General features: G+C 42.3%; 14 protein-coding genes and 1 pseudogene. 14 read left to right on the top strand and 1 reads right to left on the bottom strand.

Features of this window, described 5'->3' with window-relative positions:
- Window positions 1-3: 3 nt before the first annotated feature.
- The 13 genes and pseudogenes from BQ2679_RS09560 to BQ2679_RS09495 all read left to right on the top strand — a co-directional run bounded on the left by BQ2679_RS09560 (window position 4) and on the right by BQ2679_RS09495 (window position 12,302).
- Window positions 4-261 carry a hypothetical protein gene (locus tag BQ2679_RS09560; protein ID WP_075567941.1) on the top strand — a complete coding sequence of 86 codons (258 nt, stop codon included), beginning with the start codon at window positions 4-6 and terminating at the stop codon, window positions 259-261.
- A gap of 5 nt (window positions 262-266) precedes the next feature.
- Window positions 267-890, top strand: a complete 624-nt coding sequence (locus BQ2679_RS09555; protein WP_075567940.1) for a hypothetical protein — start codon at window positions 267-269, stop codon at window positions 888-890.
- Between the two features lie 15 nt (window positions 891-905).
- Entirely contained in the window at window positions 906-1,322 is a 417-nt protein-coding gene (locus BQ2679_RS09550) for a hypothetical protein (protein ID WP_075567939.1), read from the top strand.
- A 3-nt stretch (window positions 1,323-1,325) separates the two neighbouring features.
- Window positions 1,326-1,601 carry a phage holin gene (locus BQ2679_RS09545; protein ID WP_075567938.1) on the top strand — a complete coding sequence of 92 codons (276 nt, stop codon included), beginning with the start codon at window positions 1,326-1,328 and terminating at the stop codon, window positions 1,599-1,601.
- 50 nt (window positions 1,602-1,651) lie between these two features.
- On the top strand, window positions 1,652-3,274 hold the full coding sequence (locus BQ2679_RS10905; protein ID WP_075567937.1) for a collagen-like protein: 1,623 nt from the start codon (window positions 1,652-1,654) through the stop codon (window positions 3,272-3,274).
- An 18-nt stretch (window positions 3,275-3,292) separates the two neighbouring features.
- A complete protein-coding gene (locus tag BQ2679_RS09535) occupies window positions 3,293-4,297 on the top strand; it encodes an N-acetylmuramoyl-L-alanine amidase (RefSeq protein WP_075567936.1) in 1,005 nt (334 codons plus the stop codon).
- Window positions 4,298-4,401: 104 nt separating this feature from the next.
- Window positions 4,402-4,944, top strand: a pseudogene (locus tag BQ2679_RS09530) (ATP-binding cassette domain-containing protein); the annotation flags it as partial.
- A 1-nt stretch (window position 4,945) separates the two neighbouring features.
- On the top strand, window positions 4,946-6,694 hold the full coding sequence (locus BQ2679_RS09525; protein ID WP_075567935.1) for an ABC transporter ATP-binding protein: 1,749 nt from the start codon (window positions 4,946-4,948) through the stop codon (window positions 6,692-6,694).
- Between the two features lie 121 nt (window positions 6,695-6,815).
- Window positions 6,816-8,075 carry a TRZ/ATZ family protein gene (locus BQ2679_RS09520; RefSeq protein ID WP_075567934.1) on the top strand — a complete coding sequence of 420 codons (1,260 nt, stop codon included), beginning with the start codon at window positions 6,816-6,818 and terminating at the stop codon, window positions 8,073-8,075.
- 177 nt (window positions 8,076-8,252) lie between these two features.
- Window positions 8,253-9,348 (top strand): peptide chain release factor 2 gene (gene prfB / locus BQ2679_RS09510; RefSeq protein WP_142324070.1). Its coding sequence is split into 2 segments (ribosomal slippage): window positions 8,253-8,324 and window positions 8,326-9,348, totalling 1,095 coding nucleotides; the frame shifts between segments, so codons are not numbered across the junction.
- Between the two features lie 15 nt (window positions 9,349-9,363).
- Complete coding sequence (ftsE, locus tag BQ2679_RS09505; protein ID WP_075567932.1) at window positions 9,364-10,056, top strand: cell division ATP-binding protein FtsE; 693 nt, start codon at window positions 9,364-9,366, stop codon at window positions 10,054-10,056.
- Window positions 10,049-10,975, top strand: a complete 927-nt coding sequence (ftsX, locus tag BQ2679_RS09500; protein WP_075567931.1) for a permease-like cell division protein FtsX — start codon at window positions 10,049-10,051, stop codon at window positions 10,973-10,975. The genes ftsE and ftsX overlap by 8 nt, the downstream gene beginning before the upstream one ends.
- 172 nt (window positions 10,976-11,147) lie before the next feature.
- Window positions 11,148-12,302: an MFS transporter gene (locus tag BQ2679_RS09495; protein WP_075567930.1), complete on the top strand. Its 1,155-nt coding sequence runs from the start codon at window positions 11,148-11,150 to the stop codon at window positions 12,300-12,302.
- A gap of 35 nt (window positions 12,303-12,337) precedes the next feature.
- Here BQ2679_RS09495 and BQ2679_RS09490 read toward each other — a convergent pair whose 3' ends face one another.
- Window positions 12,338-12,964 carry a TVP38/TMEM64 family protein gene (locus BQ2679_RS09490; protein WP_075567929.1) on the bottom strand — a complete coding sequence of 209 codons (627 nt, stop codon included), beginning with the start codon at window positions 12,962-12,964 and terminating at the stop codon, window positions 12,338-12,340.
- 136 nt (window positions 12,965-13,100) lie between these two features.
- On the opposite strand from BQ2679_RS09490, the gene BQ2679_RS09485 reads away from it, so the two are divergent.
- Window positions 13,101-15,746 (top strand): DEAD/DEAH box helicase family protein, encoded by a 2,646-nt coding sequence (locus BQ2679_RS09485; RefSeq protein WP_075567928.1) that lies wholly within the window; start codon window positions 13,101-13,103, stop codon window positions 15,744-15,746.
- Window positions 15,747-15,763 lie beyond the last annotated feature (17 nt).

Here is a 15,763-nt window from a genome sequence, read left to right as displayed (position 1 = left end):
TAAATGAGCACAGTAGATAATGTTATCAATCAGTTAGCTATTGAGTTAGCTAATAAGACTGTAAATGGAGCGTATGACAAAGCTGAGCGTGATGAGGCACTAGCTGAATTACAACAAGTTAAAGATGAGCGTGATGAGGCGTTGAGGAACTTAGAAAATATCAAGTTAGGTTTTGAGGGAATGAATAAGATTTTACAATCTGATGAGCAACTCAAAAACCTCTATGAGGAAGTAAAAGCAAGACAAATTGAGAAAGGATAATATTTATGGAATTTAAAGTAATTAGCAAATATTTGCAAGATAGTAATAGAACTTTTGTGGCTATCCGTCAAGAGGCACCCTACACAGCCTTTGACCGTGTATTGAGTGGAGACCGTACAAATGAGTCTGATAGTGCGTTGATTGAGGCTGTGCTTGGATTGGTAGCCACAGAGTTTAACCCTGCTGAGGGTGTCAAACAGCTACAAGAGGAATTAAAAATCCAAGAGCGAACTTATGATAAGAAACTTGAGGAGAAAGACAACGCTATTAACGCTGTCAAAGCCATTGCTAACTGGGCTGTACTTGCAAGAGTGACAGATGTGGACAACCCACTAGACCCTACAGTATTCAAGCGTGGTCTTGAATTGGTAGACCTTGGCGAAGTTGGAAAAGTCTATCAACCTCACGATATTTTCACGATTGAAAACCCTGAACACGGTGAGCAATTCCAAGAGGGCAAGCGTGTCATGGTGCAAGTGAATGAGCCGTTTACTTATCAAGGTCAGACAGTAAAAGAACTAGCAGACCTTGAGAGAAATGGTAAGTTAGGCATTTGGAAATGGGAACCACCAAAAGAAAATACTCCAACAACAAGCACAGAACTAAATACTGAGGCAGTGCCACAATAAGAAAGGGGGGCAAGCGTGACTATATCAGATTTAATAGCACATCTAGCCCCTACTGTTGGTGTTATTGCTACTGGATGGTTTGGGCTTACAGCAAGCAAGTCAGCCAATTTGAATAAGCAGCAATTTAATGAACTCAAAAACGAGTTAGGCACTATTCAACATACAGTAGAGACTGTGCAAGACCTAGGGCACTCAAATAATGAAATGCTTTTAGATGTCAATAAAAAATTGCTGGTACATGATGAGGCTCATCTAGTCACTATGTATTTAAGACTAGAGAGAGACATGACCACAGCTATTAACCGTGGATATACTACAGTACATGAGTCTGATGTGATCCACAAAATGCACAAGAGCTATAAAAATTTAGGTGGTAACGGCTATATAGATAGCCTTTACCAAAAATACAACATTTTAGAAGTGAGGAGTTAAAACATGAAAATTAACTGGCTAGTACGTTTTAATAATAGAGCGTTTGTTATTCGTTTATTACTTGCTATCATCCTACCTATTTTGACCTATTTTGGGTTAAAATTTGAGGATTTGACTAGCTGGGCTGGGGTTTATGAATTGTTTTTGAAATTCTTAGGCAATCCCTACCTTATTGGGCTCTCAATCGTGAGCGCTCTAAATATTGTGCCTGACCCTACTACAGCAGGTTTGTCAGACAGCTCAAGAGCTATGACATATACAGAGCCTAGCAAAGATTAAACATAGAGAGCCTACTAGGCTCTCTTTTTTATTAGAAAGGAGGGCAAAAATTGGAAAAAATTATCAGCAAAAAGATAGAGCTGACAAGCAATATCAGGGGAATTGATAAGCTCCAGCATGAGCTCTACAGTAAAGATAAAGAGATAGCTGAATTTCACTTTACTATTAATGAGTTGACAGCTGAGAAAGTCATCTGTCTCTTTCATTTTAAGGGCACCAATCGCTATAAAGAGGTAGAGGCTACCACAGAGGGCAATAGTTTTACAGTCAAATTTGACAATTCTTTGATAATTGCAAGTGAGACAGTAGTAGGGTACATCTATTTTGAAAAGGTTAAAAAATCAGCTGATGTATATGCTTTCTCTTTCCATGTGAAAGTTAGTGAGATTGACAAGGCTACTCAGGCACCTGTTATGGAGTCGCAGACAAAGCGTGTCATAGATGTCAATAACATTGTGACAAAGGATGAGCTTGAGAGCTTGCTACCTAAAAATAACACTCCAGGCGCAGCTTATGATGATAGTGAGCTAAGAGCTGAGCTTGCAAGTAAGGCTAATCAGAGTGATGTGGTCAGTATTTTGGACGACATCAAGGCTTTAAAGGCCAAGCCTGACAATGACACCATCTATGATGACAAGCCACTTGTAGAGCGTGTAGTGGCCTTAGAGAATAAGCCAGGTGTGGACACTAGCGATTTAGTCACTAAGTCAGAATTAGATGGCAAAGGGTACTTGACTCAACATCAGAGCTTGGATGACTACGTTAAACACTCAGAGCTACCTGACCCCTACAATGATACCGAGCTCAAGAAACGAGTTGAGACTCTTGAAAACAAAAAAGAGGTAGATACCTCAAAATTTGTGACTGAGGAGGCTCTAGCTGGTAAGGGCTACCTTACTCAACATCAAAATTTAGATGAGTATGCTAAAAAATCAGAAATCCCTCAGCCGTATAATGACAGTGGAGTCAAGCAAAGACTTTCTCTCATTGAACAAAAAGAACCTCAAAGGCTCAATCTTAACGGTACCACTCTTAGTTTGTCTGGTGGTGGTGGCAGTGTTGTCTTGCCAAGCGCTCCAGCTAATACAAGTGGACAAGTCAATGAGTATGAAATCCACGGTCAAGGCATGCCTAATGGTAAGGTTGTAGCACCAGTAGGAACTACCTATGTGGACACAGTAGCCACAAATGGCGCTTTGAAATGGATTAAAAGACGAGGCACTGACAATCAAGGATGGGAGGTGCTAACTGGTGATACTGGTTGGCGAACTTTGAATATTCAGTCGAAACTAGGTTCTTCATTTTTGAAAGTGCGAAGAAAAAACGATACAGTCATGTATCAATTCGGTGGACTTTCTTGGGGATGGTTCGGTGTCGTTCGTAGAGGTGGTGCTGGATATAGTCCACAAGGAAGCGACAAGGAAAGAAACTGCTATATTTTAGGGTTGAGTGGAGTTCCTTATGGCTTTCGTTCAGAGTCATCTTTAATTGGTGGTATTTACAACGATAAAGGCACACCATACGGTACATGGTATCTTGGAGGGTACGGAGACAGTAACATGCTACGCTTCCAATTTACTGACCCTGTACCTACCGATAGAGACATTGGGGACATCCGTGTAAGTTCTATCTCGTACTTAACTAGTGAACCATGGCCAACAACTCTCCCATAACATGAAAGGAAATTTTAAATGGTAGAAATTATCAATACTAATGTATTTAATGGAATTGCTGGGGCAAGACCTACACATAAGCCAAAATACTATATTCTGCACAATGACGCTGGCTCCATGACCCCTGAGAGTTATGTGAGTTGGTTACGCTCACGATATAATAACGGTCAGTCAGCTCTAGGATTTGCTCACTATTACATTAACCGTGACACTATTGCAAGAGTTGAAAATACATACAGTGGCACCTGGTCAGCTGCTAACTATGACGCTAACATGAACTCTATCAGCTATGAAGTTTGTCAGCAATATAATGCCTCAGACGCTGAATTTATTGAAAATGAAAACATGGTCTTGAGACAGATGGCTGAGGATATGACCTATTATGGTGATACTCCGAACTATTCAAACATCAAATTCCACAATGAATTTTCAAGCACCTCATGCCCTGCACGTTCTTTAGCTTTGCACGGTGGCTATAATGATAGTCTTAGAGATTATGTCATTGCTAAAATCAAGCACTATCAAAGTCTAGGATCAACCGTTCAGGAAATGCTAGGAGAGGCCAAAGCAGAGGCTGGATGGCACAATAATAGTACGGGGTGGTGGTATGTCAATGAAGATGGCACATATCCTACTAATAAATGGCAAGTTATTGATGATGTCTGGTATTTCTTTGATAGCAATGGCTACATGAAAGCTAACACATGGCATAAACACTCAGACACTAACTGGTACTATTTATTACCAAATGGCGCTATGGCCACTGGATGGGTATTGATTGATAATAGCTGGTACTATTTTGATAATCAGGGCGCTATGGTCACAGGATGGGTCAAATATAAGGAAACATGGTATTTCTTAGACTATCAAAAAGGATCAATGGTATCTAATGCCTTTGTTAAATCAGCAGATGGAACTGGCTGGTACTATCTCAAGGATGACGGGTCACTTGCTGACAAGCCTGAGTTTGAGGTAGAGCCTGATGGACTGATTACATTGGCTCAGGCTAAAGCAGAAAAATAAAATATAACAGAAAGAATTTCAAGTTAATTATACAAACAGAAACCACAGGCTTATGCTTGTGGTTTTTTTGTTTTTTAAGTGATAATTTTAGTATCCTTGATTGAGATGGACGTAGTCCTCGCAATCTTTCTGAATGGCGGTCCTGGATGGCTTATGTTTCTCAAAAAGTTGAACTCTTTAAGGGAACCATTCGTTCTAACTTGACTCTGGGTATGGAAGAAACAGTCTCCGACCAAGAACTCTGGCAGGCTTTAGAAATTGCCCAGGCCAAGGATTTTGTCAGTGACAAGGAAGGCCAGCTGGATGCAGAGGTTCAAGCAGGAGGCCGTAATTTCTCCGGTGGGCAAAAGCAACGTTTATCGATTGCCCGGGCAGTCTTGCGTCGAGCACCATTCCTCATCTTGGATGATGCGACTTCGGCTCTTGATACCATTACTGAGTCCAATCTTCTGAAGGCTGTTCAAGATAAGATACCAAACACCAGCTTAATCTTGATTTCCCAACGAACTTCAACCTTGAAGATTGCAGATCAAATTTTTCTTTTAGAGAAAGGGGAGCAATTAGCACTTGGAAATCATGAGGAATTGATGGAGACTAGCCAAGTCTATCGTGAAATCAATGCATCTCAACATGGAAAGGAGGACTAGAATGAAAGGCAAACATGCAAGTCAAACCCTTAAACGATTAGCAAAAGATTTAGCTGGCCATCCCGTCCTTCTTTTCCTGGCTTTCTTAGGAACCATCGCTCAAGTGGCCTTATCAATCTATCTGCCAATCTTGATAGGACAGGTGATTGACCAAGTCCTAGTCGATGGTTCATCCCAGGTATTTTGGCAGATTATCCTCCAGATGATTTTGGTGGTCATTGGGAATACGCTGGTACAATGGGCAAATCCTCTCCTCTATAATCGACTAATTTTCTCCTATACCAGAGATTTGCGCGAAAAAATCATTGAAAAGCTCCATCGTCTTCCGATTGCCCTTGTAGATAGACAGGGGAGTGGAGAAATGGTCAGCCGTGTAACGACAGATATCGAGCAGTTGGCAGCGGGTCTGAATATGATTTTTAACCAATTTTTCATAGGAGTTTTGATGATTTTGGTCAACATCCTTGCTATGCTCCAAATCCATCTATTGATGACTCTCTTGGTTCTGCTCTTAACACCTCTATCTATGGTCATTTCACGCTTTATCGCTAAGAAATCCTACCATCTCTTTCAAAAGCAGACAGAGACTAGGGGGATTCAGACTCAGCTGATAGAAGAATCGCTCACCCAACAGAATATTATCCAGTCCTTCAATGCTCAGGAAGAATTTATCGAGAGACTTCATGAGGCAAATGACAACTACGCAGGTTATTCTCAGTCGGCTATCTTTTATTCATCAACAGTCAATCCTTCGACACGATTTGTCAATTCCCTTATTTATGTCCTACTTGCTGGTGTTGGAGCTTTACGCATCATGGCGGGTTCTTCTTTGACGGTTGGGCGTTTAGTGACCTTTTTGAACTATGTACAGCAGTACACCAAGCCTTTTAACGATATTTCATCAGTCTTAGCCGAGTTGCAAAGCGCCTTAGCTTGTGCAGAACGTGTTTATGCTGTTCTAACAAGTCCAGAGGTTACAGAAACTGGTCTTAAAGAATTGAAAAGCGACCAAGTCAAGGGAGCTATTTCCTTTAAACATGTTTCTTTTGGTTACAATCCTGAAAAGATCTTGATTAAGGATCTGTCTATTGATATTCCAGCTGGTAGTAAGGTTGCTATCGTTGGACCAACGGGTGCTGGGAAGTCAACCCTTATCAATCTCCTCATGCGTTTTTACCCGATTAACTCAGGAGCTATTTTGCTAGACGGTCATTCTATTTACGACTATACTAGAGCATCCCTTCGACAGCAGTTTGGGATGGTACTTCAAGAAACTTGGCTCAAGCAGGGAACCATTCATGACAATATTACCTTTGGCAATCCTGATGCTAGCCGAGAGCAGGTCATTGCAGCAGCCAAGGCAGCTAACGCAGATTTCTTTATCCAACAATTGCCACAGGGCTATGATACCAAGCTTGAGAATGCAGGTGAATCTCTATCTGTCGGTCAGGCTCAGCTCTTGACCATCGCACGTGTCTTTCTAGCCATTCCTAAGATTCTGATCTTAGACGAGGCGACTTCATCCATCGATACTCGGACGGAGGTGCTGGTTCAAGATGCCTTTGCTAAACTCATGAAAGGACGGACAAGCTTTATCATTGCCCACCGTTTATCGACCATTCAAGATGCTGATTTGATTCTTGTCTTGGTCGATGGAGATATTGTTGAATATGGCAATCATGAGGAACTCATGACGAGAAAAGGCAAATACTATCAAATGCAGCAAGTAGCAGCTTTTAGCCCAGAATAAATGGGAAAGCCATTATAATGCCAATGAACAAACAAGAAAAGTTGCCTTCGGGTGACTTTTTTGTTACAATAGCTAGAAAAATTATCCAGTATGAATACTTATATAGAAAAGGAACCTAGGGATGAAAGTCTTTCAGCATGTAAATATCGTGACTTGTGACCAAGATTTCCACGTCTATTTGGATGGGATTTTGGCTGTCAAAGAATCCCAAATCGTCTATGTCGGTCAGGAAAATCAAGAGATTCTTAAACAAGCAGATCAAATCATAGACTATCAGGGTGCCTGGATTATGCCTGGTTTGGTTAACTGTCATACTCACTCTGCCATGACAGGCTTGAGGGGCATTCGTGATGATAGCAATCTCCACGAATGGCTAGAGGACTATATATGGCCAGCAGAAGCAGAATTCACACCAGAGATGACTACAAAGGCCGTCAAAGAGGCGCTAACAGAGATGCTCCAGTCAGGAACGACAACTTTCAATGATATGTACAATCCTAATGGAGTGGATATAGCTGAGATTTATGAGGCAGTCAAGGCATCCAAGATGCGTTGCTATTTTTCTCCAACCCTCTTTTCTTCAGATGTGGAGACGACGGCTGAAACTATAGCCAGAACTCGAGCTGTTATCGAGACAATCAAAGGCTACCAAGACCCAAATTTCAAGGTGATGGTGGCCCCTCATTCGCCCTACAGTTGTAGTCGAGATTTGCTAGAGGCAAGTCTTAAGCTAGCAAAAGAAGAAAACATTCCTCTTCATATCCACGTGGCAGAAACCCAGGAAGAGTCAGGAATTATCCTGAAACGCTATGGTAAACGCCCATTAGCCTTTCTAGATGAGCTTGGCTATTTAGACCATAAAGCTGTCTTTGCCCATGGTGTGGAGTTAAATGAAGCAGAGATTATCCGCTTAGCAAATTCACAAGTTGCTATCGCCCACAATCCTATCAGCAACCTTAAATTAGCCTCAGGGATTGCACCAGTCGTCCAACTTCAACAAGCAGGGGTGCCAGTCGGTATTGCGACGGACTCAGTTGCTTCAAACAATAACCTGGATTTGTTTGAGGACGGCAGGACGGCAGCACTCTTACAGAAGATGAAGAGTGGTGATGCCAGCCAATTTCCAATCGAAACCGCCCTCAAGGCACTGACAATCGAGGGTGCTAAGGTGTTGGGAATGGAAGCTGAAATTGGTAGTCTAGAAGTAGGCAAGCAAGCTGATTTCCTAGTCATCCAACCCCAAGGCAAAATCCATCTTCAACCTCAAGAAAACATGCTATCTCACCTAGTTTATGCCGTCAAATCCAGTGATGTTGACGACGTCTATATCGCTGGTGAGCAAGTCGTAAAAGACGGACAAGTTTTGACGGTTAACTTGTAAAAATAAGTATAAAATCTCTAAATCTCATGAGAAAGACCTTATGAGATTTTCTTATTTTACTAGTAATACCAAGGCTTTTACTAGGCATTCAAAACTTGTATTTAGAAATTTTCAAAAAGCAGATTAGATAAATAAGAGAACTTATGGTATAATAAAAAGATACAAAAAGGAGTATTTATGGACATTTCAGAAATTCGTCAGAAAATTGACGCCAATCGTGAAAAATTAGCTTCTTTTAGGGGGTCTCTTTGACCTCGAAAGGTTAGAAGAAGATATTGCCATTTTGGAAAACAAAATGACTGAACCTGATTTTTGGAACGATAATATCGCGGCCCAAAAAACGTCGCAAGAATTAAACGAACTAAAAAACACCTATAATACATTCCACAAGATGGAAGAATTGCAGGATGAAGTTGAAATCTTACTAGACTTTTTGGCAGAGGATGAATCTGTCCGTGAGGAGTTAATCGAGCAGCTGGGGACTTTGGACCAAATGATGACCAGCTACGAGATGACCCTTCTTTTGTCTGAGCCTTATGACCATAATAATGCTATCCTTGAGATTCACCCAGGATCTGGAGGAACAGAGGCTCAGGATTGGGGCGATATGCTCCTTCGGATGTATACTCGCTATGGAAATGCCAAGGGATTCAAGGTTGAGATTTTGGATTACCAAGCAGGTGATGAAGCGGGAATCAAATCAGTGACCCTATCATTCGAAGGGCCAAATGCTTATGGCCTCCTCAAGTCAGAGATGGGAGTTCACCGTTTGGTGCGTATCTCACCATTTGACTCAGCCAAACGTCGCCACACCTCTTTTACTTCTGTAGAAGTCATGCCAGAATTGGATGATACCATCGAAGTAGATATCCGAGAAGATGATATCAAGATGGATACTTTCCGTTCAGGTGGAGCAGGTGGACAGAACGTCAACAAGGTTTCGACCGGTGTACGTTTGACTCATATTCCGACAGGAATTGTCGTAGCATCAACTGTTGACCGTACTCAGTACGGAAACCGAGACCGTGCTATGAAGATGCTTCAAGCTAAACTCTACCAAATGGAGCAAGAAAAGAAAGCTGCTGAGGTAGACTCACTTAAGGGAGAGAAAAAAGAAATTACATGGGGAAGCCAAATTCGCTCCTATGTATTTACCCCTTATACTATGGTCAAAGACCATCGTACTAGCTTTGAAGTTGCGCAAGTAGATAAGGTGATGGATGGAGACCTAGACGGTTTCATCGATGCCTATCTAAAATGGCGTATTAGTTAATAGAAAGGAAGTCACATGTCAATCATTGAAATGAGAGATGTTGTCAAAAAATACGACAACGGGACAACTGCCCTACGTGGCGTCACTGTAAGTATCGATGCAGGAGAGTTTGCCTACATCGTAGGACCTTCAGGTGCCGGAAAATCAACCTTTATCCGTGCCTTGTATCGTGAGGTAAAAATCGACAACGGGAGCTTGCAAGTTGCTGGCTATAACCTTGTTAAAATTAAAAAGAAAGATGTTCCAATGCTACGTAGAAACGTAGGAGTGGTCTTTCAGGACTACAAACTGTTACCAAAGAAAACTGTTTATGAGAACATTGCCTACGCAATGGAGGTAGTTGGTGAAAGACGTCGTAATATCAAAAAACGTGTTATGGAAGTCTTGGATCTAGTTGGATTGAAGCACAAGGTACGTTCCTTCCCTAATGAATTATCAGGTGGTGAGCAACAGCGTATCGCCATTGCCCGTGCTATCGTAAACAATCCTAAGGTCTTGATTGCCGATGAACCAACAGGGAACTTGGACCCAGATAACTCGTGGGAAATCATGAATCTCTTGGAAAGAATCAACCTTCAAGGGACAACAGTATTGATGGCGACCCACAACAGCCAAATCGTAAATACCTTGCGCCACCGCGTTATTGCCATCGAAAATGGTCGCGTGGTACGTGATGAAGCGAAAGGAGAGTACGGATACGATGATTAGTAGATTTTTCCGTCACCTATTTGAGTCTTTAAAGAGTTTAAAGCGTAATGGGTGGATGACCATTGCTGCCATTAGTTCAGTAATGATCACCTTGACCTTGGTTGCAATCTTTGCTTCAGTTATCTTTAACACTGCAAAATTAGCAACTGATATTGAAAACAACGTCCGTGTAATGGTGTATATCCGTAAGGATGTTGAGGATAATAGTGAAACTATTGTAAAAGAAGGCCAAACAGTTACCAATAATAACTACCACAAGGTCTATAACGCCCTCAAGTCTATGTCAGCAGTTAAGAATGTCACTTTCTCAAGTAAGGAAGAACAGTATGACAAGTTGACTGAAACCATGGGTGAAGAGTGGAAAGTCTTTGAAGGAGATGCCAATCCCCTTCACGATGCCTATATCGTAGATACCAATTCACCAAGTGATGTTAAGAAAGTAGCTGAAGATGCTAAAAAGATTGAAGGTGTTTCTGAGGTCCAAGACGGTGGTGCCAATACAGAACGTCTCTTCAAGTTGGCTTCATTTATACGTGTTTGGGGCTTGGTTATTGCAGGACTCTTAATCTTTATCGCAGTCTTCTTGATTTCAAATACCATCCGTATCACTATCATTTCACGTAGCCGTGAAATTCAGATTATGCGATTGGTTGGTGCTAAAAATAGCTACATCCGTGGCCCGTTCTTGCTGGAAGGTGCCTTTATCGGATTGTTGGGAGCAGCTCTTCCATCAATTTTGGTTTACTTTATCTATAATAAAGTCTTCCAATCTGTTAACCCGTCATTGGTTGGTCAAAACCTATCATTGATTACACCCGACATCTTTAATCCAGTTATGATCGGTCTTTTGTTTGTTATCGGTATTTGTATCGGATCACTTGGATCAGGGATTTCAATGCGCCGATTCTTGAAAATCTAAGGCAAATTTAATTTTAAAAAATACCAAAAAGTGGGATGCACTCGAGGCTTAGCTTAGTCTGATTGCCCTGCTTTTTCTTTTTATCTCTATAGTTAGTCGCTTGCCAATTTTGGGGAAACAGTGTATGATAGGAAAGTACCTTTTAGGCTAAATCAAGAAAAATGAGGATAAGATGAAACAATTTTTGGAAAAGCTGAGTATACTCTCCCTGTCACTAGTATTGATCACATCGTTTTCAATCTCAAGTGCTCTGCCAGCTATGTTTGACTATTATCAGGACTATTCGACAGGTCAAGTTGAGCTCTTAGTTAGCTTACCTTCCTTCGGGATTATGGCTATGCTTTTGCTGAATGGAGTTTTGGAGCGAATCTTTCCTGAACGTCTCCAATTGACCCTTGGTCTCTTAATTTTATCGATTAGCGGGACTGCACCTTTCTGGTATCAGGGTTACTATTTTGTCTTTGCGACTCGCCTACTTTTTGGGATCGGTGTAGGGATGCTCAATGCCAAGGCTATTTCAATTATCAGTGAACGCTATCACGGGAAAACTCGTATCCAAATGCTTGGTTTTCGTGGGTCTGCAGAAGTCGTAGGAGCATCCATCTTAACCTTAGCAGTTGGTCAACTCTTAGCATATGGCTGGACAGCTAGTTTCTTGGCCTATGCCGCAGGCTTGGTAGTCTTGGTGCTCTTTCTTCTCTTTGTCCCTTACAACAAGGAAGAAATTCATGAGTCCAAGCATCAGACAGAAGAAGCAGTAAGATTGACTGCTTCTATGAAAAAGCTCATTTTCTTCCTTGCTATTGCAGCCGCAGTGATTGTATGTACCAATACGGCCATTACCTTCCGCATCCCTAGTCTTATGATTGAGGCAGGGTTTGGAGATGCTCAGTTGTCCAGTTTGGTACTTAGTGCCATGCAGTTGATTGGGATTCTAGCTGGAATCAGCTTTTCTTTCCTGATCTCGACCTTCAAGGAAAGACTTCTATTGGTCGCTGGTGTCACTTTTGGGATAGGGCAAATCATCATTGCTCTTTCCTCATCACTCTGGGTGGTGGTTGCAGGTTCTACCCTGGGAGGATTTGCCTATAGCATCGCTCTGACGACAGTCTTTCAGTTGATATCTGAGCGAATTCCTGCAAAACTCCTCAATAAAGCAACTTCATTTGCTGTTTTGGGATGTTCTTTTGGAGCATCATTAACACCCTTTGTTCTTTCAGGGATTGGCTTGGTGACTATGGATGGTCGGATGACCTTTATTATCCTAGGAGCATGGATGATTGCAACATCAGTCATTGTTTCTATTTTATTGAAAAAAGAAGTTTAACAAAAAACTCAAGGATGTAAGTTCCTTGAGTTTTTTTATTTATTAGACAGCATCTGCCAAAAAATATCGATGATATAGGTCAAACCATAGGTATAAACAACTAAGGTAAAAGGCTTTGTCAAGATGATGATAGTCATATAGCGTTTGAAGCTCATCTTGGTCAGGGCAGCCAGCATACAGAGAAAATCTGCAGGACTAACTGGCCAAATCATCATAAAGATAAAGAAACGGTCAAAGCGATTGCCCTTATCTAACCAACCGATATACTTGTCATAGGTTCGTTTGCTGACGACTGATTGGACAAAAGGCGCACCATAGAGCCTTACTAGGTAAAAGATAATAGCACAACCAATGACGATACCAATGTAGTTATAGATAGTACCCACGATATGCCCATAGATGAAAACACCCGCAACGGATGTCAGAGCACCTGGGATAATGGGAACAACTGTCTGTAAAATCTGTAAAAAGATAAAGAGTGGAGGCCCCCAGACACCTGCCTGTTGGATAAATTCAGAGAGGGTTTCTTTTGATTGTAAGATCCCCGCCTGATAGGCCCAAATACAAAAGATAATCGTACCAACTCCACCCACTATGGATGAAAAATGGATGACTTGCTGCAGAAGGGGAGAAATAGCCTTCATTTGTTTATCGGATGACATGTAGACTCCTCTTAAATAGTATAAATCTACTATACCATATTTTGAGGAGAAAGACTAGATGGGATACTTCGTGTGACTTCGCCTCAAGTATGGTAAAATGGGAATAAGAAAATGACAGCTTAGAATGAGGAAAATCATGTTAGGATTAAAGTTTAATGGTACTTGGCGCAACTACCAAAAACAGGTATTGGACAACTTCCAAGAATACCAAGCAGATGGTCATGTCCACTTGGTGGCAGCGCCAGGTTCAGGGAAAACAACTATTGGAATCGAATTGATTGCTCGCTTTGATAAGCCTGCTCTCGTTTTAGTACCGACAGTGACCATCCGGGAACAATGGGTGGATAGGATTCGACAGGCCTTTTTAGAGGATGAGAACCAGGTCACAAGCCTCGTGTCTCAAAATCTTAAGGACATGAAGCAAATCACCATTGCCACCTACCAAGCCTTTCACAGTGCTATGCAACAGATGCAATCTCAAGAAGATAACGGCGTGGTTGAGGATTTTGTAGGCTTTGACCTGCTTGCCAGACTCAAAGAAAGGGGTGTCGAAACCCTCTGTCTGGACGAATGCCATCACTTGAGAAATGAATGGTGGAAAAGCTTAGAAGACTTCCGTAAAAACTACCAGCAACTGCAAGTCATCTCTCTCACTGCGACACCGCCTTATGACAGTGAACCAGAACTCTGGGATCGCTATCTCCAGATGTGTGGCGAGATTGACCAAGAAATCACAGTGCCAGAACTGGTCAAGGAAGACACTTTTTGCCCTCATCAGGACTTTGTCTATATCTGTTTTCCGACTAAGGAAGAGGACAAGCGCTTGGAAGAGTTTGAAGACACCAAGTGGCAGTATGTCAGCCAACTAGTCGTTGATCCTTACTTCCAAGAGTTGATTAAGAGTTCCAAGGTTCTCAAAGGGGAAATTTCTGCAGATATGCTCCTTGAAGATCCCAAATATCTCTCAGCACTCCTCATTTATCTACAGGCTCAAAAGCTGGAAATCCCCAAGTATCTACGAGATTTATTAGGTGCTGAAGGCTTGCCTTCCCTTAATTACTATTGGTTAGAAGTTCTCTTGCAAGGCCTCCTCTATCAGACTCCTGACTGGTATGAGGATCCGCAGGAGACAAAGAAAAAGATAGAAGCAGAACTGAAATCAAGAGGGCTGATTGAAAAACGTCAGGTTTTCTTGGTCAAATCCAAGGCCAATGACCAAATCCTCAACCAATCTCTAGGAAAACTAGCTGGGATTGCATCTATCTTTGAAACCGAGTATGCCAGTCTAGGAAAGGACTTGAGACAGTTAGTCTTGGCGGACTATATCCGTAAGGACTTTGCCACTTATCTGGGAGATGACCAAGCACCAATCACGCAATTAGGTGTCCTCCCTTACTTTGAAACCATTCGCAGAAGTGCACAAAAGCAAGGCTTGTCTGTCCCAATAGCAGTCCTTTCTGGTAGTGTCGTGATCATACCTGCCAGTGTCAAGGCAGAACTCGAAGCACTCATTCCAAACACTAGCTTAAGCTTCTCTGCCATTGGAAAACTCGACCAAGAGTCCTATCTCCAAGTAGGATTTCCATCCAGCTTTAAGGGGATGGTCGCAGCAGTGACCGAGCTCTTCCAACGTGGTTCTATCCAGGTCTTGGTCGGAACCAAGTCTCTCTTGGGAGAAGGATGGGATGCGCCTTGCGTCAACTCTCTCATCCTCGGAAGTTTTGTCGGAAGCTTTATGCTTAGTAATCAGATGCGGGGTCGTGCCATCCGTATCTGGCCAGGACATCCAGATAAGACCAGCAACATCTGGCACCTAGTAGCCATCAAACCTTACAAAAATCCAGCCTTTTCTAAGGAGGACCAAGAAGAACTAGACCTCAATCCATATCAGGACTTACAAACCCTTGCCCGTCGTATGGACCATTTCCTTGGCTTGTCCTATAAGGAAGATACCATTGAAACAGGTTTGTACCGCTTAAACTTTCCTGAGTTCCCATTTAAGAAAAAGAAACTCGAAGACTATAACGAGAAGATCATGGAACTATCCAAGGATCGCGCCTCTCTTCGTAAAAAATGGCAGGAATCTCTCATTGTTGCTGACAAGATTGAGATTGTCAATGAAGTTGCGACTGACAGCAAACGAATCCCTCTGCTTGCCCTAGCGGATGCTGAAAAGTGGCTTCGCTACGCTCTGATGGTATTTGCCATTAGTCTCCTAGCTTATGTCGTTCGACTAACCTTCTTTGCCTTGCCATGGTTGACAGCTCTTTGTGTCCTCTTCCTAGCCATCACAGCCTTTCGCTATTACAGCTACAAGAGTCCTTATAAACGCTTGCGCCAGATCGGTGAAGCTATTCGCAAGGTCATGGTGACTGCAGGGCATTTGTCTGATGATCAGTCGCGCGTGCAGGTCGATGAGGACAAGGACAGCTTTAACGTCTTTGCCTATCTAAAAGGTGGCAGTATGCGAGACAAGGAGCTCTTTTCGAAGGTTATAGGAGAATTCTTTGCCCCTGTGGACAATCAACGCTACCTCTTAGTCGCTCAAAAAGCACCAGCCGGCCAATCCAAGTATTTCGTAGTCCCAAGCCTCTTTGAAAAACGCAAGGAAGATGCCCAGTTCTTCCAAAATGCCGTCGCACCACACATAGGCAACTACCAACTCGTCTACACCCGCAACGAAGCAGGCCGAAAAATCCTGCTCGAAGCCAGACTCAAATCCCTAGCCAACAAACACGACCGCATCATCACTAAGAAGAAGGTCAAAAGTGCTTTGAAATAGAAAAGGTATTTTTTGCC

Source organism: Streptococcus timonensis (assembly GCF_900095845.1).
GTDB classification, from domain to species: Bacteria; Bacillota; Bacilli; order Lactobacillales; family Streptococcaceae; genus Streptococcus; species Streptococcus timonensis.
Note: the sequence above shows the minus strand (reverse complement) of the source record. Positions and strands in the feature narration are given on the sequence as shown.